At 37.7% G+C, this 19,067-nt stretch carries 20 protein-coding genes; 15 read left to right on the top strand and 5 right to left on the bottom strand.

Features of this window, described 5'->3' with window-relative positions; all coding sequences use genetic code 11:
* The first annotated feature begins 8 nt into the window (after window positions 1-8).
* Complete coding sequence (argH, locus tag AC3E9U_RS13910) at window positions 9-1,289, top strand: argininosuccinate lyase (protein WP_488747524.1); 1,281 nt, start codon at window positions 9-11, stop codon at window positions 1,287-1,289.
* Window positions 1,290-1,319: 30 nt separating this feature from the next.
* Here argH and ytxJ read toward each other — a convergent pair whose 3' ends face one another.
* Window positions 1,320-1,706, bottom strand: a complete 387-nt coding sequence (gene ytxJ, locus AC3E9U_RS13905; protein ID WP_488747523.1) for a bacillithiol system redox-active protein YtxJ — start codon at window positions 1,704-1,706, stop codon at window positions 1,320-1,322.
* A 151-nt stretch (window positions 1,707-1,857) separates the two neighbouring features.
* On the opposite strand from ytxJ, the gene clpB reads away from it, so the two are divergent.
* Window positions 1,858-4,464: an ATP-dependent chaperone ClpB gene (gene clpB / locus AC3E9U_RS13900; RefSeq protein ID WP_488747522.1), complete on the top strand. Its 2,607-nt coding sequence runs from the start codon at window positions 1,858-1,860 to the stop codon at window positions 4,462-4,464.
* 181 nt (window positions 4,465-4,645) lie between these two features.
* Here clpB and AC3E9U_RS13895 read toward each other — a convergent pair whose 3' ends face one another.
* Window positions 4,646-5,071, bottom strand: a complete 426-nt coding sequence (locus AC3E9U_RS13895; RefSeq protein WP_488747521.1) for a hypothetical protein — start codon at window positions 5,069-5,071, stop codon at window positions 4,646-4,648.
* A 161-nt stretch (window positions 5,072-5,232) separates the two neighbouring features.
* Here AC3E9U_RS13895 and AC3E9U_RS13890 point away from each other — a divergent pair, with 161 nt between their 5' ends.
* Window positions 5,233-6,477 carry an MFS transporter gene (locus AC3E9U_RS13890; protein ID WP_488747520.1) on the top strand — a complete coding sequence of 415 codons (1,245 nt, stop codon included), beginning with the start codon at window positions 5,233-5,235 and terminating at the stop codon, window positions 6,475-6,477.
* 51 nt (window positions 6,478-6,528) lie between these two features.
* On the opposite strand, the gene AC3E9U_RS13885 is transcribed toward AC3E9U_RS13890, so the two are convergent.
* Both AC3E9U_RS13885 and AC3E9U_RS13880 read right to left on the bottom strand, forming a co-directional pair.
* On the bottom strand, window positions 6,529-7,071 hold the full coding sequence (locus tag AC3E9U_RS13885) for a hypothetical protein (protein WP_488747519.1): 543 nt from the start codon (window positions 7,069-7,071) through the stop codon (window positions 6,529-6,531).
* A gap of 330 nt (window positions 7,072-7,401) precedes the next feature.
* Window positions 7,402-7,686: a hypothetical protein gene (locus AC3E9U_RS13880; protein WP_488747518.1), complete on the bottom strand. Its 285-nt coding sequence runs from the start codon at window positions 7,684-7,686 to the stop codon at window positions 7,402-7,404.
* Window positions 7,687-7,808: 122 nt separating this feature from the next.
* On the opposite strand from AC3E9U_RS13880, the gene AC3E9U_RS13875 reads away from it, so the two are divergent.
* The 4 genes from AC3E9U_RS13875 (at window position 7,809) to AC3E9U_RS13860 (ending at window position 10,043) form a co-directional block, all read left to right on the top strand.
* Window positions 7,809-8,363, top strand: a complete 555-nt coding sequence (locus AC3E9U_RS13875) for a GNAT family N-acetyltransferase (protein ID WP_488747517.1) — start codon at window positions 7,809-7,811, stop codon at window positions 8,361-8,363.
* 10 nt (window positions 8,364-8,373) lie between these two features.
* Window positions 8,374-8,826: a phosphoglycerate mutase family protein gene (locus AC3E9U_RS13870; protein WP_488747516.1), complete on the top strand. Its 453-nt coding sequence runs from the start codon at window positions 8,374-8,376 to the stop codon at window positions 8,824-8,826.
* Window positions 8,827-8,868: 42 nt separating this feature from the next.
* Window positions 8,869-9,321 (top strand): SsrA-binding protein SmpB, encoded by a 453-nt coding sequence (gene smpB, locus AC3E9U_RS13865; RefSeq protein WP_488747515.1) that lies wholly within the window; start codon window positions 8,869-8,871, stop codon window positions 9,319-9,321.
* A 74-nt stretch (window positions 9,322-9,395) separates the two neighbouring features.
* Window positions 9,396-10,043, top strand: a complete 648-nt coding sequence (locus tag AC3E9U_RS13860; RefSeq protein ID WP_488747514.1) for a DUF4136 domain-containing protein — start codon at window positions 9,396-9,398, stop codon at window positions 10,041-10,043.
* Window positions 10,044-10,117: 74 nt separating this feature from the next.
* Here the strand turns inward: AC3E9U_RS13860 and AC3E9U_RS13855 are convergent, their stop codons facing one another.
* A complete protein-coding gene (locus AC3E9U_RS13855; protein ID WP_488747513.1) occupies window positions 10,118-10,759 on the bottom strand; it encodes a protein-L-isoaspartate(D-aspartate) O-methyltransferase in 642 nt (213 codons plus the stop codon).
* 164 nt (window positions 10,760-10,923) lie between these two features.
* On the opposite strand from AC3E9U_RS13855, the gene AC3E9U_RS13850 reads away from it, so the two are divergent.
* From AC3E9U_RS13850 to AC3E9U_RS13815, 8 genes are all read left to right on the top strand, one after another.
* Window positions 10,924-11,892: a Gfo/Idh/MocA family protein gene (locus tag AC3E9U_RS13850; RefSeq protein WP_488747512.1), complete on the top strand. Its 969-nt coding sequence runs from the start codon at window positions 10,924-10,926 to the stop codon at window positions 11,890-11,892.
* Window positions 11,893-11,926: 34 nt separating this feature from the next.
* Complete coding sequence (locus AC3E9U_RS13845) at window positions 11,927-12,814, top strand: 3-hydroxyacyl-CoA dehydrogenase family protein (RefSeq protein WP_488747511.1); 888 nt, start codon at window positions 11,927-11,929, stop codon at window positions 12,812-12,814.
* 89 nt (window positions 12,815-12,903) lie between these two features.
* Window positions 12,904-14,124, top strand: a complete 1,221-nt coding sequence (locus tag AC3E9U_RS13840; RefSeq protein ID WP_488747510.1) for a DUF1015 domain-containing protein — start codon at window positions 12,904-12,906, stop codon at window positions 14,122-14,124.
* A 79-nt stretch (window positions 14,125-14,203) separates the two neighbouring features.
* Window positions 14,204-14,854: a YggS family pyridoxal phosphate-dependent enzyme gene (locus AC3E9U_RS13835; RefSeq protein ID WP_488747509.1), complete on the top strand. Its 651-nt coding sequence runs from the start codon at window positions 14,204-14,206 to the stop codon at window positions 14,852-14,854.
* Window positions 14,855-14,947: 93 nt separating this feature from the next.
* The gene (locus AC3E9U_RS13830; RefSeq protein ID WP_488747508.1) at window positions 14,948-16,309 is read left to right on the top strand and encodes an exonuclease domain-containing protein; all 1,362 of its coding nucleotides are present in this window, start codon (window positions 14,948-14,950) and stop codon (window positions 16,307-16,309) included.
* A 29-nt stretch (window positions 16,310-16,338) separates the two neighbouring features.
* Window positions 16,339-17,178, top strand: a complete 840-nt coding sequence (locus tag AC3E9U_RS13825) for an ion transporter (RefSeq protein ID WP_488747507.1) — start codon at window positions 16,339-16,341, stop codon at window positions 17,176-17,178.
* Entirely contained in the window at window positions 17,171-18,100 is a 930-nt protein-coding gene (miaA, locus tag AC3E9U_RS13820; RefSeq protein WP_488747506.1) for a tRNA (adenosine(37)-N6)-dimethylallyltransferase MiaA, read from the top strand. The genes AC3E9U_RS13825 and miaA overlap by 8 nt, the downstream gene beginning before the upstream one ends.
* A gap of 130 nt (window positions 18,101-18,230) precedes the next feature.
* A complete protein-coding gene (locus AC3E9U_RS13815; protein WP_488747505.1) occupies window positions 18,231-18,965 on the top strand; it encodes an acyl-[acyl-carrier-protein] thioesterase in 735 nt (244 codons plus the stop codon).
* Window positions 18,966-19,067: the final 102 nt, after the last annotated feature.

Below are 19,067 nucleotides of genomic sequence, written 5' to 3'. Positions count from 1 at the left end.
TACATCTAATGAAACTCTGGGAAAAAGGCATAAACACAGATAAAAAAATTGAGCAATTTACCGTCGGAAACGACAGGGAACTGGATATCGTTTTAGCCAAATACGACATATTGGGTTCGATTGCCCACGCAAAGATGTTAGGCAAAACAAACCTACTATCTGATGACGAAGTAAATCATTTATGTATTACTTTAAATGAGCTACTTTTAACAATTGAAAACGAAAATTTTACTATAGAAAACTATTTTGAAGACATTCATTCCAAAATTGAATTCCTTCTGATTGAAAAACTGGGTGATGCCGGAAAAAAAATCCACACCGCACGCTCCAGAAACGATCAGGTTTTAGTGGATATCCATTTGTATCTGAAGGACGAAATCATCAACATCAAAAAACTTATCAAGGACCTTTTTGATTTACTAATGGCATTAGCGGAGAAAAACAAAGATGTTTTGTTGCCTGGCTACACACATTTGCAAGTGGCTATGCCATCGTCATTCGGATTGTGGTTTTCTGCTTATGCCGAAAGTCTCATTGACGATGTTACCATGCTAAATGCTGCGTTGAAGATAATCGACCAGAATCCGTTAGGTTCCGCTGCGGGTTATGGGAGTTCCTTTCCGATTGACAGGACATTCACGACAGAAGAATTAGGTTTTACAACTTTAAAATACAATGTGGTTGCAGCGCAAATGAGCAGAGGAAAATCAGAGAAAACGATGGCTTTCGCAATGAGCAGTGTCGCCGGAACGCTATCAAAAATGGCGACAGATGTTTGTTTGTATTTGAGTCAGAATTTCGATTTCATATCCTTACCTGAACATTTAACAACAGGTTCCAGCATCATGCCGCACAAAAAGAACCCTGATATTTTTGAATTGATTAGAGGGAAATCGAATAAAATTCAGAGCTTGCCTTATGAGCTGACCTTATTAACGAACAATTTATCGAGCGGTTACCACAGGGATTTTCAGTTACTGAAAGAAGGTTTGTTCCCGGCAATCAAAAACCTGAAATCCAGTCTGGAAATGACATATTATGCCATCAAAGACATTAAAGTGAAAGAAAACATTTTTGACGATCCGAAATACAAGTATTCTTTTACAGTGGATACTATCAACGAAATGGTGGTGAGTGGAATTCCATTCAGGGATGCTTATAAAATTGTGGCTCAGCAAATTGAAAAAGGTATATTTACAACTCCCGAACACACGAACCATACACATGAAGGCAGCATTAATAATTTGTGTCTCGCAGAAATAAAAGAAAAAATGGCAAGAGCCAACTAAAATGAAAAGCTGTAGTAATACAGCTTTTTTTTATAGAAATCTTTCTAAATCACAAGCATCAATATCGCTATGGGAAGCATCATGAACTACATTTCCCGCTTTAATCAAAATTACCTGAGGCGATTGATGCACTACTTCGAACTTTGATGCTATTTCGTTTGAAATTTCTCTGTAATTGAGTAAATCTAAAAAATATGGAGTAACTTTATCTTTCAGTGCAAATTCGTTTTCAAATTGCTTTAACGCCATTCTGCTGATACTGCAACGCGTACTGTGTTTGAAAATAACAATCGGATTTTGATGGGACAAATCCACTATTTCATTTAATTGTCCCAAATCGGTAATCGAAAGCCAATCCATTTTGGGTTGTGTATTTTCTTCCCCTGATGTACCGAAGATGTTTTTGATAAAACTCATATTTTGTCCTGATTACGACATTTTGTCTTGATTTACCTTCAAAAAAAGCAAAAAACAAGTCATTTTGTCCTGATTTTAAGATTGGAACATAAATTGTCCATGGCTATGCAAATCTAAAACAATTAAACAACGAACAAATAGTTTTAACACTATGAACCTAAATAACTTTACAATCAAATCACAGGAAGCCATTCAGCAAGCACAACAAATTGCGCAGGGCTTCGGGCAACAACAGCTGGAAAACGAGCATCTTTTTAAGGGAATTCTTGAGGTTGATGAAAATGTAACGCCTTTTATCCTGAAAAAACTGAATGTTAATGTAGAGCTGTTCAAACAAATACTGGACAGCACGATTCAGAGCTTTCCAAAAGTATCGGGAGGCGATATCATGCTGTCCCGGGAGGCAAACAATACCTTACTGGAAGCAAGCAACATTGCCAAAAAAATGAACGACGAATACGTTTCTGTCGAGCATCTGATTTTGGCCATTTTCAAATCCAGAAGCAAGGCTGCTCAAATTTTAAAAGACCAGGGTGTTACTGAAAAAGGTCTGGAAGCTGCTATTGCGGAAATCCGAAAAGGAGAAAGAGTAACTTCAGCTTCTGCCGAGGAAACCTACAATGCCTTAAATAAATACGCTAAAAACCTCAACGAATTAGCCCGTACCGGTAAACTTGACCCTGTTATCGGCCGTGATGAAGAGATTCGCCGTGTTTTACAAATCCTTACCCGAAGAACCAAGAACAACCCAATGCTCATTGGTGAACCTGGCGTAGGTAAAACCGCTATTGCCGAAGGTTTGGCACATCGAATTGTAGACGGAGACGTTCCGGAAAATCTAAAAGATAAAATCGTTTTTTCTTTAGATATGGGTGCGCTGATTGCTGGTGCGAAATATAAGGGTGAATTTGAAGAACGTTTGAAATCGGTAGTAAAAGAAGTAACTTCAGCTGAAGGAGACATTGTCTTATTTATTGATGAAATCCACACGTTGGTAGGTGCCGGAGGTGGTGAAGGCGCTATGGATGCGGCAAATATCTTAAAACCCGCTTTAGCTCGTGGTGAGTTAAGAGCCATTGGTGCTACTACACTCGACGAATATCAAAAATACTTTGAAAAAGATAAAGCGCTGGAACGTCGTTTCCAGAAAGTAATGATCGAAGAGCCTGATACTGAAAGCGCTATTTCCATCTTACGCGGAATCAAAGAAAAATACGAAACACATCATAAAGTACGCATCAAAGATGATGCAATTATTGCAGCTGTTGAATTAGCGCAGCGTTATATAACTAATCGATTTTTACCGGACAAAGCAATCGATTTAATGGACGAGGCCGCTTCCAAACTTCGCATGGAAATCAACTCCAAACCCGAAGAACTGGATGTTCTGGACAGAAAAATAATGCAGTTGGAAATTGAAATCGAAGCTATTAAGCGTGAAAATGACGAGAATAAATTAAAGATTCTGGGACTGGAACTTGCTAATCTGAAAGAAGATCGCAATGAAGTTTATGCCCGTTGGAAATCTGAGAAAGATGTTGTTGATGCTATACAGAACGTAAAACAGCAGATCGAAGATTTCAAGGGAGAAGCTGAACGTGCTGAACGTGATGGTGATTACGGTAAAGTAGCCGAGATCCGTTACGGAAAAATCAAGGAAGCTCAGGAGAATCTGGACGGACTGCAAAAACAATTACTGGAAAACCAGTCCGACAAATCGTTGATCAAGGAAGAAGTGACTCATGAAGATATTGCTGAAGTAGTAGCTAAATGGACCGGTATTCCGGTAACGAAAATGCTTCAGAGTGAACGTGAAAAACTTTTGAAACTGGAAGATGAAATTCATCACCGCGTGGTAGGTCAGCACGAAGCGATCATCGCGATTAGTGACGCCGTTCGACGCAGCAGAGCCGGACTACAAGATCCTAAAAAACCAATCGGAACCTTTTTGTTCCTTGGAACAACCGGTGTGGGTAAAACCGAATTGGCCAAAGCCTTAGCGGAATACTTATTTGACGATGAAAATGCTTTGACCCGAATCGACATGAGCGAATATCAGGAACGTCACAGCGTGAGTCGTTTGGTGGGAGCACCTCCGGGATATGTTGGTTATGATGAAGGCGGTCAGTTAACTGAAGCTGTTCGACGCAGACCTTATTCGGTAGTGTTATTGGATGAAATTGAAAAAGCGCATCCGGATACGTTTAACATCCTGTTACAGGTATTGGATGAAGGACGTTTAACGGACAACAAAGGACGTCTGGCTGATTTCAAGAACACAATCATTATCATGACTTCCAACATGGGAGCCGACATCATACAGGAGAAATTTGAAAATTTAAAAGGCGGCGTTGAAGCAGCGACCGAAGCAGCTAAAACAGAAGTCTTAGGTTTACTGAAACAAACGGTTCGTCCGGAGTTTATCAATCGTATCGACGAGATTGTGATGTTTACTCCGTTAAACAGTAACGATATTACAGAAATTGTAAGCTTACAACTGAAAAGCGTTATTAAAATGCTGGCACACCAACACATCACGATGGATGCCACACCGGAAGCGATTGCGTATTTATCTAAAAAGGGATATGATCCGCAATTTGGAGCAAGACCGGTAAAAAGAGTGATTCAAAAAGAAGTGCTGAACGAATTATCAAAACAGATCCTGTCCGGAAAAGTTGTGACCGACAGTATCATACTACTGGATAGCTTTGACGGACAATTGGTGTTCAGAAACCATTCGGAAGAAAATAAAGAGTAAGTAGTTTTTTCATATTGTTTTTGGTGATACCTGATAGTTTTTAATTAAACTGTCAGGTATTTTTTTTCAGGAAAACTAATTTACAATCTGTATTCGAACCAACAGAATCTCTAAGACTTTAAAAAAAATGTTCGCTTTCTGTTTTAAAAAGCGAACATTTACTTTGAAATATCTGTAAAGATTATTTGGAATGCTCAATACGGTATTTGGCACTTTCCCAAATCGGATTGTAAATTATAAGATGTTTTTTGTATTGATCCGGGGTAAGGATTTTTTGAATTTTCGAATTTTGCTCCCGGACAATTCTGTCGACGCCGGCAATGTACTGTTCTCTTGTTTTGGTCCTGTCTCTGTTAATATAACTTAACTTGTTAGTGTAGTCACTTACAATTTTTGCATATTTTTTTTCGACCGCCGCAGACATTCCAATGGTTTTTACATTCTTTCTGTATTCCTGTCGGATCTTTTCCACCTCTTTTTCGGTGTACAGCTTTTTAGTAACCACTTTACTCTTATCAGTCTGATTCTTAGGTTTAGTGGTCTGACTTAAAACAGTTAAACTGAACAACAGTACAAATGCTAGAATTAGTTTTTTAAATGATCCCATAATTTTGATTGTTTTTAAAATTATTACCCGAAACTTAACACTAATTTAGTGAATATTCCATTAAATCAACACTTTATTCTGACAAATATGCAATCTGAAAATAATAAAAAACGTAAACCCAATTATTTCTCTATTTTTGAAATCCAAATGAAAAAAACAAAATGAAAGAGTTTACCCTTGATGAAAAACTGAAACATCTTTTTTCTTTTCCAGTAATTGTTGCGGCCTTAGGCTATTTTGTAGATATCTACGATTTGCTTTTATTTGGAATTGTTCGGGTTCCCAGTCTGAAGGACCTTCATCTCGATGCCGATACTGCAGGAACCCTGATTTTGAATTATCAGATGGTCGGATTATTGTTAGGCGGAATTCTTTGGGGTGTTTTAGGGGATAAAAAAGGGAGACTTTCTGTTCTTTTCGGATCGATTCTGGTGTATTCCATCGCTAACATTGCCTGTGGTTTTTTACCTCAAATGCCATTCGAAGACAAAACTACGATTTATGCCCTACTCCGTTTTATCGCAGGAATTGGATTAGCCGGAGAATTGGGTGCCGGAATCACTCTGGTTTCCGAATCATTACCGAAGCAATTACGCGCGATCGGAACTTCCATCGTTGCCGGCTTCGGATTGTTGGGCGCCGTGGTAGCGCAATTAACTGTAGAACTTGCAGGCGATTGGACCATTGCCTACTTTATCGGAGGCAGTTTGGGCTTGTGCCTACTACTACTTCGTGTTAGTGTTGCAGAATCGGGCATTTATAAGAACATAAAGGATTCCGAATCCATCAAAAAAGGAAACTTCATCACGTTCTTTACCAACAGGAACCGTTTTGTTAAGTACATGAAATGTATCGCCATAGGATTACCTACCTGGTTTTGTATCGGAATTTTAGCCATGATGGCCAATCAGTTTGCGCCGGTAATGGGAATCACATCAATCGTACCCGGAAAAGCCATTATGTGGGCCTATGTTGGTATTTCTGTAGGTGATTTTGCGAGCGGATTTATTTCGCATTGGCTGCACTCCAGAAAGAAAGCTATTTTTTATATGATGCTGTTTACAATTGTTGGGGTCGGCCTGCTTCTTTTTAGCGGCGTAAAATCGGAAAACATGTATTATTTATACTGTGCGTGGCTAGGACTCGGAACCGGATATTGGGCTATGTTTGTAACCGTTGGCTCAGAACAATTCGGCACCAACATCAGAAGTACCGCTACAACTACAATTCCGAACATGGTACGCGGACTCCTTCCGATAATGCTGATCGCCTTTGATAATCTGAAAATAAACAACGGTGTAATTATGGCAGCAGCAGCTGTTGGATTCATGGCTTTTGGATTAGGCATTTATGCTACGCTCACGATAGAGGAAACCCATAATAAGGATTTGGATTTCAATGAATAAAAAAAGCGGCCTCATAAAGAGGTCGCTTTTTTTTTAGATATTATCGGAAATTTATCCTTTTAGGATCTCACCTTTTGAATTTACCACTATTTTTTTTGTCTCGCTTCCTTTTGTAAGCTGAAGATTATATTGTTTTTTGGTTATATCCCCATCTTCCTGAGAATACAAATACTTGTCATTGATGATTTTCCAACCAGGATAATTTTTATATACATTATAAATAACGGCTGAAGGAAGTTTTACATTATTATATTTTTCAACAACACTCATCAACTTACCGTTTTCATCATATGTTGCTGCCAATGAGCCGTCTTTGACTTTCATGGTTACCAAATAATTTTCGTGGCCTTCATAGTCTTTACCTAAATCGTAAGCTATAAATGCGTCCTGTAAACTTTTGATTTTCACATCCTGATTTTCATATTCCGGAAGATATACCGAAAAGTCATTACCCGCTCTTTTAATTACCATTTCCGGTAATTTTTTTGTTTCCATTGTTCCTTCACCATCTTTTGAGGTAGGAGCCGTTTTATCTTGTGAATAGCCCGTTAAAGCAAACACAACACTAACTAATAGACAAATAATTGATTTCATAATGCTCGATTTTTGATTTGATTAAAATAATTTATTATGAAATAATGCAGTAATCCTAAGGCTTTCAATTACTTCCCCTTTTTGTTATGCAAATTACACATTACTTTGATTCAAAAAATTATACCTGCATTAGCGATCAATCCTTTTCTCATCCTTCATCTGTCCATCTGTTACAAAAGAATTTAGTACATGTAGTTTTGGAGTTTTACAGAGTAAAGTTAGGAGTTTAAATAAGTGAGGCATGTTAAATTTATCAGTATGTTATGTTATAATTATGCCAACTTACTATTATTACTTTTCATAAAAAAAAAAGCTATCCTTAAGACAGCTTTAAATTGTTTTGTAAATTCTTTTAATCGGGATTACCACACCTTGTTTGAGGATGATCCTCTCCTCCGTTAAGCCCCAAATGGTTGTATCCACCATTTTTTTTGACTGATCATCTTCAAAATAAATCTGGATCTTATGGTGTTCCAAATTCCCCAAAGTCAATGCCCTGTCCAAATCCTCTTTTCGCTGTTTGATTGCTTCTCTATCGTCATCAAGCACGTCCGAATTCGGAAAGGTCAATGTACCGATTTTTTCTTTGTCAATAACTTCAAAATTGTAATCCATAATAATTAATTAGTTAGTTTTGGTTTTCTAATTTAATAATTTTTATTAATAAAACGAAGGAATATTATTTTTTTTAGTAATTTCCTTGTGTTATTTTCAAAAATAAAACATCACTACATAACATGCTCACTTTCGATTTTAACGTGTTTCCGATCTTAACAACCGAACGTTTAATTCTTCGCCAGGTACTTATTGACGATGCGCCCGAAATGTTTGCTCTGCGATCCAATCCGGAAATCATGAAATACATTCCCAGAGAACTGCCGAAAACGATTGATGATGCAATAATTCATATAGAATACATGCAGGCTCTGTTAGAAAGCCATGAATGTATCAATTGGGCTATCTGTCTAAAGGAAAACAATATTTTGATTGGTGTCATCGGCTATAACCGAATGCAGCCCCAAAACCACAGAGCGGAATTCGGATATATGCTTTCTGCCAATCATCACGGAAAAGGAATTATGCAGGAAGCTATAACGGAAATCCTTAAATACGGTTTTAACGAAATGAAACTGCATTCGATCGAAGCCGTAACCGATCCGGAAAATTTTGCGTCCTGGAAACTTTTAGAGAAAAACGGTTTTATCCGTGAAGGACATTTTAAAGAGGATTGTTACTTCCGGGGAAGATACAGGGACAGCTATGTTTATTCACTATTAAACCGCAACGACTAAAGTTTATATCATGGAGAAATCATCTCACATAACACAACAATCTACGGTGATTTATCTCATCCGCCATGCTGAAAAAGCAGCTGGTTTCCAAAATCCCGGCTTAACTCAGACTGGTTTAAACAGAGCCGAAAACTGGAGTAGGATATTTGCGGCGATTCCTTTTGACTTAATTTACAGCACTGATTATCTCAGAACGATTCAAACAGTTACTCCAACGGCCCTCAAGAACAATAAAGAAATAACTAAATACAGTTCAAGAGGAATCGAAATAGAAGCATTCAAACAAGAATGCAGCGGAAAAATAGTTTTAGTGGCCGGACACATGAATACCATTCCGGTTTTTGTTAACCGACTGATTAAAAACAGCATATATGAAGATATCGACGAAAATGATTTCGGAAATCTCTACATAGTCACAATCACCGGAGACAATATCACGCACCAATTGCTTAAATTACAGTAGTCGCTTGTACTTTCTTCAATTTGTTATTACATTTGCCATCCTATGCTAAAAACGGTCAACATACTTAATAAAAGAGCCAAATTCGATTATGAAATACTCGAAAAATACACGGCTGGAATTGTTTTGACCGGAACTGAAATAAAGTCCATCCGATTGGGTAAGGCAGGAATTGCCGAAAGTTTTTGTGAATTCCACGGGACGGAACTTTTCGTAATCAATTCGCACATAGAAGAATACCTTTACGGAACACATTACAACCACAAAGCAAAAAGCGAGCGGAAATTACTGCTGAACAAGCGTGAACTGAGAGGTCTTTTAAAGAGTGTTCAAAACAAAGGACTTACCATCATCCCGCTTCGTCTTTTTACCAATGAAAAAGGATTGGCGAAACTGGATATCGCGCTATGTCGCGGTAAAAAGAATTACGACAAACGCGACACCATTAAAGACCGTGATACAAAACGTGATTTGGACCGTGTAAAGAAATCCTTTTAACGTTAATTTTCAACACCTTACATTTTTTTTATAAAAATTTTCTTAACTTGGTATAAATCTTAATCAGACATGCCATGAAAAGATATTGGATTTTATTTTTGCTGGCTTCCCTTGCAAGTTGCAGCACTACAGACACGGTAATTGTTAACAGTTGGAAAGACCCCGAATCAAATGCCGCAAAAGAACAATTCAAAAAAGTAATGGTAGTCGCATTGGTAAAAGACGACAAAACCAGAAGGAACATAGAAAATACTATTGTCGACAACAATCCAATCTTCAAAAGTTCGTATGCTTTTTTAAATGGCGCTAAAGTTGATCTTACAAAAGAACAACGTTTAAGCATTCTCAAAAGTGAAAATTTTGACGGAGCTGTAACGATGCGATTAGTTGATCTGCAAAAAGAAACCACTTATGTGCCGGGAACCTATACCGGTATGTATTATGGAGGAATGGGAGACGTTTACAGCTCCATGTATGGTTATGGTTTTGATAATTGGTACGGTATGTATTCACCCTACTACTACACGCCGGGCTATTATCAGGAAAACACTTCCTACCTGATTGAAACAAATGTCTTTTCCTTAACACATAATAAATTAGTCTGGACCGGAACCACAAAATCAGTGAACATTACAGATCCTGAAACGACAACCAGAAATATTATGATCGAAGTGGTAAAGCAGATGGAAAAAGATGGTTTCTTAGATCCGAAAAGAAAATAATAAATAAACCTCATAAAAAAAGCCTGCCTGTTAGATATCAATTCAACGGGCAGGCTTTCAATATTTATTATATCTTAATTTTTATCTTCCAAAAGCGGTACAAAACGGAAATCTCCAAACTCGTGCTTTTCAAACTGGGTTTCGTTTATTCGGATAAGCAAGGTCATAACCTGCACATCTTCACCGACAGGAATTACCAAACGTCCGCCAATTTTCAATTGTGCCATCAGTGGTTGAGGAATGAACGGTGCGCCGGCGGTTACAATAATACCGTCAAAAGGAGCATAATCCGGCAAGCCTTTGTATCCGTCGCCAAAAGCCAGATGTTTTGGTCTGATACCTAATTTAGGCAACAATCTGGAAGTTGATTTGAATAATTCCGATTGTCTTTCAATGGAATAGACCTTCACTCCCATTGTGCACAGAACCGCCGTTTGATATCCGGAACCGGTACCGATTTCCAATACTTTATCGTCCTTTTTTACCTGAAGCAATTCTGTTTGAAACGCTACCGTATAAGGTTGTGAAATGGTTTGACCAGCTCCAATCGGAAATGGTTTATCCTGATACGCAAAATCTTCAAAACCGGAATCCAGAAATAAATGTCTCGGAATCTTTCTGATAGCTTCCAATACGGTTTTATCGGCAATACCTTTTTTTTCCAAAAGGCTTACCAACTGATTTCGAAGTCCTTGATGTCTGGCTAAATCTCTCACTTTTTCGGCTTATTTAATACCGTAAAATTAGGTTTTAAAACAATAAAAACAAAAGCAGAAACGTGAAACTTTCACCAAAAAAAAGAAACTTTAAACAAATAAATTATACTTTTGTTCACGCGAGGCTGAAAGCCTAACTGTTACGAAATAAAAAATAGATTTCTATGCTAAAAGTAGGCGTTTTAGGTGCGGGTCACCTTGGAAAAATACATTTACGATTACTCAAACAATCTGAAAAATATGAATTAGTAGGCTTTTACGATGAAAATCAGGAATACGCCGAAAAAATCGCTGCCGAATTTGGTTACAAACGCTTTGATACCATAGCAAAATTAATCCACGCCGTTGACGTCGTAGATATTGTAACTCCTACCCTTTCTCACTATAAATGTGCCAAAGTTGCCATCAAATCCGGTAAGCACGTTTTTATTGAAAAACCGATTTCAACTACAGTTGAGGAAGCCGAAGAAATCATCAGTTTAGCTAAAGAATACAATGTAAAAGGTCAGGTTGGTCACGTGGAGCGCTTCAATCCTGCTTTTAAAGCCGTGAAAGATAAAATTGAAAATCCAATGTTTATCGAAACGCACCGATTAGCGGAATTTAATCCCAGAGGTACCGATGTCCCCGTTGTTTTAGATTTAATGATACATGATATTGACGCGATTCTGAGTGTTGTAAATTCAAAAGTAAAAAGTATAAATGCCAGCGGAGTTGCCGTGATCAGTGATTCACCGGATATCTCCAATGCACGAATTGAATTCGAAAACGGTTGCGTGGCCAATATCACTTCCAGCCGAATTTCGATGAAGAACATGCGTAAATCACGTTTCTTCCAAAAAGACGCATATATATCGGTAGATTATCTTGATAAAGTATGTGAAGTCGTTAAGATGAAAGATGCACCGGAAGTTCCGGGTGATTTCGACATGATTTTACAGAATGCGGAAGGTGTTAAAAAACAGATTTATTATGATAATCCGTCGGTACACCAAAACAATGCCATCTTAGATGAATTGGAGACTTTCGCGGATGCCATAAATAACAACACAACTCCTGTCGTAACACTGGAACAGGCCACAGAAGCATTACGAGTAGCCTACCAGATTATTGACTGCATGGAAAAAAATTAATTAATCTTATAAATATTTAACTCTTACTATAATAATGAAAAACATAGCTGTAATCGGTTCGGGAACCATGGGCAACGGAATTGCTCACACTTTTGCACAATCAGGTTTCACCGTAAAATTGATTGATATTTCAGAAAAAGCTTTGGAAAAAGGAATGGCAACCATCGCTGCTAACCTTGACCGTATGGTTGCAAAAGGTTCTATTACAGAAGAAGATAAACACAAAACTATCGGAAACATTATCACTTACACGGATGTGAAAGATGGTGTAGTTGGTTGTGATTTAGTAGTTGAGGCCGCAACAGAAAATGTTACCTTAAAACTGAACATCTTCAAACAATTAAGCGAAGTTTGCGATCATAACGTAATTTTAGCTACCAATACATCTTCAATTTCAATCACTCAAATTGCTGCACAGGTAGTTCATCCTGAAAGAGTTATCGGAATGCACTTTATGAATCCGGTGCCAATCATGAAATTGGTTGAAATCATCCGTGGATACAACACTTCTGATGAAGTTACTAAAATCATTATGGATTTATCAGTTAAATTAGGAAAAACACCAACCGAAGTAAATGATTACCCAGGTTTCGTTGCTAACCGTATTTTAATGCCGATGATCAATGAATCCATCGAAACATTATACAATGGTGTAGCCGGTGTTCAGGAAATTGATACGGTTATGAAATTAGGAATGGCACATCCAATGGGACCATTACAATTAGCTGACTTTATAGGACTTGACGTATGTTTATCAATCTTAAACGTAATGTACGACGGTTTCAAAAATCCTAAATATGCTCCGTGTCCGTTATTAGTGAATATGGTAATGGCAGGAAAACTTGGAGTAAAATCAGGTGAAGGTTTCTACGATTATTCAGAAAGCAAAAAAGCAGAAAAAGTTTCTAAACAATTTGCATAAAAAGTAATAAGGGAGAAGGGAAAAGGGGAAAGTCTGGAGAAAACCATACGTTATTTCCCCCTTTTCCCTAATCACTTATCCCTCTAAAAATGGCCAAAATAATTCCTTTTAAAGCGGTTCGTCCCACACCTGATAAAGTCAGCCTTGTTACTTCGCGTTCCTATGACGATTACGGAGCAGCAGAATTGGCTTCACATCTGGAGTTCAACCCGTTTTCATTCCTGCACATCCTTAATCCTGCTTATATCAACCAACAAAAATTAGGTTGGGAAAAGCGGTTTAAAATGGTAGAACATAAATATCAGGATTTTAAAAGCGAAGGGATTTTGATCAAGGAAGAAAGTCCTGCATTTTATCTGTATGAAATTCATTCAAATAAACATACTTTTACAGGAATTTTAGCAGGAGCCTCTGTTGAAGATTACCAAAAAAACATCATCAGAAAACACGAAGACACTTTACAGTACCGTGTGGATTTGTTTAAGGATTATTTGCACGAAACCGGTTTTAATACCGAGCCTGTTTTAATTACCTATCATGACAATCCTACGCTTTCTGAGTGGATTTCAAACAAGAAAAAGTCACAGCCAGTTTACGAGTTTTCAACTACCAATAAAGAAAGACACATTCTTTGGTCGATTTCGGAAACCTCGGAAATAGAATGGCTGGAAAAACAGTTTTCGGAAATCGGTAATCTGTACATTGCTGACGGGCATCACCGTTCTGCTTCATCTGAATTACTGTATGAAGAAAACAAAGCTTCCGGGAACGAAAACCTGAATTATTTCATGAGTTTCCTTATTCCGGATTCGAATGTCAAAATCTACGAATACAACCGTATCGTGAGTGATTTAAACGGTTATTCAAAAGAGGATTTCATCAAAAAAATATCCGAGAAATTCGTTATCAAAAGTAAAAAACAGGAATTGTGGAAACCGAAACATAAATTTGAATTCGGAATGTACCTTGATGACGAATTTTATGCTTTACGATTAAAAGAAGAGCTGTTTTCTTTTAAAAATGTTTTGGAACGTTTAGATGCGCAAATTTTATACGATACGATTCTGAATCCGGTTTTAGGCATCAGTGATTTGCGAACCGATGAACGTATTGCCTATATTCCCGGAACAAAATCGATTACTTCTATTAAAGATCTTGTTGATAATGGCGAATATAAAGTAGGTTTTATGCTCTACCCTATTGACATTGAAGAAATTAAAGCCATCGCCGATCTTAACATGATCATGCCGCCAAAAAGCACTTACATTGAACCTAAGTTCCGAAGTGGTTTGGTAGTATATGAACTGTAGGTTCAGAAAATAGAACAAAGAGGTAAGAACAAAGATTTTCACTACTTTGTCATTCCAAAAAACCTAAAATAAAGTCAGAATGTCAATAACACAAAACCTTCAGCAGATAAAATCCGAATTACCTGAAAACGTAACATTGGTTGCCGTTTCCAAAACGAAACCCGTTAGCGATTTGATGGAAGCCTATAATGCGGGACAACGTATTTTTGGTGAGAACAAAATTCAGGAAATGACTGAAAAATGGCAAGAAATGCCAAAAGACATTCAGTGGCACATGATTGGACATGTTCAGTCGAATAAGGTAAAATATATGGTTCCTTATGTGAAGCTGATCCATGGTGTGGACAGCCTAAAACTTCTGAAAGAAATTGACAGACAAGCAGTGCGTTGGCGCAAAACCATTAATTGTTTATTGCAGGTATACATCGCTGAAGAGGAAACAAAATTTGGGTTTGATGAAAAAGAGCTTGATGATTTACTAACTTCTGAAGAATACAAATCATTTAAAAATATAAATGTTGTCGGGCTGATGGGGATGGCTACCTTTACTGAAAACCAAGCACAGATAACAAAAGAATTTCAACATTTGAAAGCTGTTTTTGACCGACTGAAGACCACCAATCCGCAATTCGAGGTTCTTTCGATGGGAATGTCCGGCGATTATCAGTCAGCAATTGACTGTGGCAGTACAATGGTTCGGATTGGAAGTAGTATATTTGGGAGCAGATAGAAGAAAAAGGGACAAGGAAAAAGGGAGAAGAACGATATCTTGAACCAAACATTGATTACTGAACACTGATTACTAAAAACTGAACACTGAATTTTGTACGCAATTCTCGACATAGAAACTACAGGAGGCCAATACAACGAAGAGGGAATTACCGAAATTGCCGTCTATCGCTTTGATGGTCATGAGATTGTGGATCAGTTCATCAGTTTGGTCAATCCGGAAATTCCGATTCAGCCTTTTGTGGTGAAACTTACCGGAATTAATAATGCTATGCTGCGTTCGGCACCAAAGTTTTTTGAAGTAGCCAAACGTATTATTGAAATAACAGACGGATGCATCATTGTCGCTCACAACGCTTCTTTTGATTACCGTATCCTTCGTACAGAATTTCGTCGTTTGGGCTATGACTTTAGTAAACCGACGCTTTGCACCGTAGAACTTTCAAAAAAATTGCTTCCCGGCCATCATTCCTATAGTTTAGGGAAATTGGTACGAGCTTTAGGAATACCAATGGCCGACAGACACCGCGCTACAGGCGACGCCATGGCTACCGTTAAACTTTTCAAGATGCTTTTATCTAAAGACTTAGAGAAAGAGATTGTGAAGAGTTACATTAAAACCGAAGTAAAATCCGGAATATCTCCAAAATTACTCGACATCATCGACGGAGTTCCTTCCAAAACAGGAATTTATTACATCCATCGGGAAGACGGAACGATCATCTATATCGGGAAGAGCAAAAATATCAAAAAGAGGGTCAATCAGCATTTTACGAGAACCGATCGCAAAGCCAAGAAACTTCAAAATGAGGTCTTTGCCGTAACTTTCGAAGAAACCGGAAGTGAATTGATCGCGCTTCTGAAAGAAAGTGAGGAAATCAAAGTAAACCGACCTCCTTATAACAGATCGCAACGAAAAACCATTTTCCCGTTTGCTTTATATGCTGAAAAAAACAAGGAGGGTTACATTGCTTTGCATGTACAGAAAACCGATGGCAGAAAAAAGGAAATCACTTCTTTTGCCACCTTGATTGAAGGGAAATCGTTATTACATAAAATTACGGAAGAGAATAATCTTTGCCAGAAAATAAACGGTTTATACGACAGTAAAAAAAGCTGTTTCCAGTATAATTTGAAGCAATGCAACGGTGCTTGTATCGGAGAAGAATCTCCTGCAGAATACAACAAACGTGTTACTCATTTTATAGAGAACAACCAGCTGCACAACCAAAATATGATAATTGTAGATCAGGGACGAAACGTGAACGAACGAAGCGCCGTACTGATTGAAAACGGAGTCTATAAAGGCTATTGTTTTTATGATTTGAATTATCAGATCAACAATATCGACATCCTTAAAAACATCATCATCCCGATGGATAACAACCGGGATTCGAGAAACATCATTCTGAATTACGTCCGTAAAAAGAAAGTTATTAAAATTGTCAGGTTTTAATTAACTTTAATGTATCTTTTTTACGTACCATGAAAAAAATTAAATCTGAATACGAGGTTCTTCGGCAGAGAATTTACATCATAGTTTATGGTTCAAATACTGTTGCAGGTCGTCTTTTCGATATAGTTTTACTGGGCGTTATTCTTCTGAGCGTCTTATTGGTTATGTTGGAATCGGTGGAACATTTGGATGAAAAATACCATTCCACTATAATTGTACTGGAATGGATCATTACAGTCACCTTCACTTTAGAGTACGTGCTACGGATTATTTGCAACAAAAAACCATTTACTTATATTTTCAGTTTTTACGGTATAGTCGATTTCATTTCGATTCTGCCGATGTATATGTCTTTTTTCATTCCGGGCTCCCGAATATTGTCCGTAATCAGGGCGTTGCGTTTGCTTCGTTTGTTTGGGATATTGAATTTAGTTCACTTTACAGGTCAGGAATCACAATTAAAACTAGCCATAAAAGCCAGCCGTTCAAAAATTATCGTGTTTGTCTACTTTGTCTTAATTGTTTCCATATTACTGGGTGCCATCATGTATGTTGTGGAAGGAAAAGAAAGTGGTTTTACCAGTATCCCTACCAGCATCTATTGGTGTATTGTTACCCTAACAACAGTTGGCTACGGAGATATAGCGCCAGTTACCATACCCGGACAAATTATAGCTTCCTGCATTATGATTTTAGGTTACGGAATTATTGCCGTACCGACAGGAATCGTAACAGCCGAATTTGCAGCTGCTAAAAGAAATCAGAAATCCATACAAAACGCCAAAAAATGCCCATCCTGCGCAACAATAGTTACTGTTGAAGACGCGAAATATTGCTATCATTGCGGCGAAAAATTAGACAATGAATAATTACCTAATCACCATTATTGGCCCGACAGCTATTGGAAAGACGGCTTTAAGCATAAAACTTGCACAGCATTTTGGCTGTGACATCATTTCCTGCGACAGCAGACAGTTTTTTAAAGAAATGACTATTGGAACCGCCGTTCCCGATAAAGAAGAATTAGCAGCGGCTCAGCATTATTTTATTCAGAATAAATCGGTTTTTGAATCGTATTCCGTTGGTGATTTTGAAATTGAAGCATTGGACAAACTGGACGAACTTTTTAAAGAAAACAATATTCAGATTATGGTGGGCGGATCAGGATTATATGTTGATGCCGTACTTAAAGGTTTTGATGATTTTCCGGATATTGAACCTTCTGTTCGCGAAGAGATCAACGCCAAATATGATGCCTTAGGCATTAACTATCTTCAGGATTCTTTAAAAAATCTAGATTCTGAATACTACAGCAAAATACTTTCCGAAAATCCACAGACGTTACAAAACCCGCAGCGAATGAAACGCTTTGTGGAAGTTTGTATCGGAAGCGGTCAACCTTATTCTTCTTTCATCGGAAAAAGGAAAAACACACGAAACTTTACTCCGATTATAATTGGACTCGAAGCCGAAAGGGAAAAAATGTATGACCGCATTAACCTTCGAGTGGATTTAATGATGCAAAAAGGTTTGCTGGAAGAAGCACAGGCTTTATATCCGAACAAACAATTAAACGCATTGCAAACAGTTGGGTACAGAGAATTGTTCGATTATTTCGACGGAAAAACAACGTTGGATTTTGCGATAGAAGAAATAAAGAAAAACACCCGACGCTTTGCCAAAAGACAGATTACCTGGTTTAAGCGCACCGAAAATGCGAAGTGGTTTGATTATCAAACAGATTTTTCGGAAATCACTAACTTTGTAGAGCAATCAATAGAGAAAAGATAATAGAGAAAAGATAATAGAGAAAAGATAATAGAGGATAGAGAAAAGATAGAAGCACATATATTTTAATCTCTATTGTCTATATTCTATGTTCTATGCTCTACGACACACTCATAACTAACAACTCATAAAAATGCCAATTTCACCCGACTTCACTTCAGTATACTCACACGAATGGGACATTAACTTTACCCTTTGTGCACCAAATGCTTATTTGAAATATGTGGATTTGTGCAATTTATTACAACTTACGGCTGCGGAGCATTCCATTTTGGGAGGGCTGAGTTTTAACGATATGCAAGAGCATCATCAGGCTTGGGTGTTGAGTAGAATTCGCGTTGAAATAGATGCACTACCGAAATGGCAGGATAAAGTCACCGTAAAGACTTGGATTGAAAATCTGGAAGGTTCCCGATCGATACGTAATATTGAAATGTATCTTGACGGAAAGAAAATTGTGGGAGCTACGACCTATTGGGCTGTTTTCAATACGCAACTTCGTAAAGCGGAACCTTTGGCATTACCACACGAACACTTTGAAAAATACGCCGACCGAAAAGCTACAGGTCAAAGTTTTTCCCGAATCAATATTTTACAGGAAACAACAAAAATTGGTGAGCGTAAGGTCGTTTTATCCGATCTGGACATCGTAAACCACGTGAACAATACCAAATATCTGGAATGGTGTCTGGATACAATCGATCCTAAAACGATCCTGAAACAGGAAATAAAAAGTCTGGAGATGAACTTTCTTCGGGAATTGAACCTTGCAGATCAGGTGGAAATCCATGCTAAGGAAGATCACAGTTATTTTACGGTTACCAAAGAGGATAAGGTTTGTTTTGCTTTGGTTTTGGAAAAGAGATAAGCGAATTTCATCGCAGACTTCTTTTGAAAGTGATTGCCTAACCCGGAGTGCAGCGGAAAGCATTTTTGAATAAAAAAATTAGAAGTTGCCGAAGAAAAAAAG

The organism is Flavobacterium sp. 21.1 (assembly GCF_057801535.1).
The sequence above is the reverse complement of the archived record's forward strand: the minus strand, read 5'-3'. Positions and strand labels throughout refer to the sequence as shown.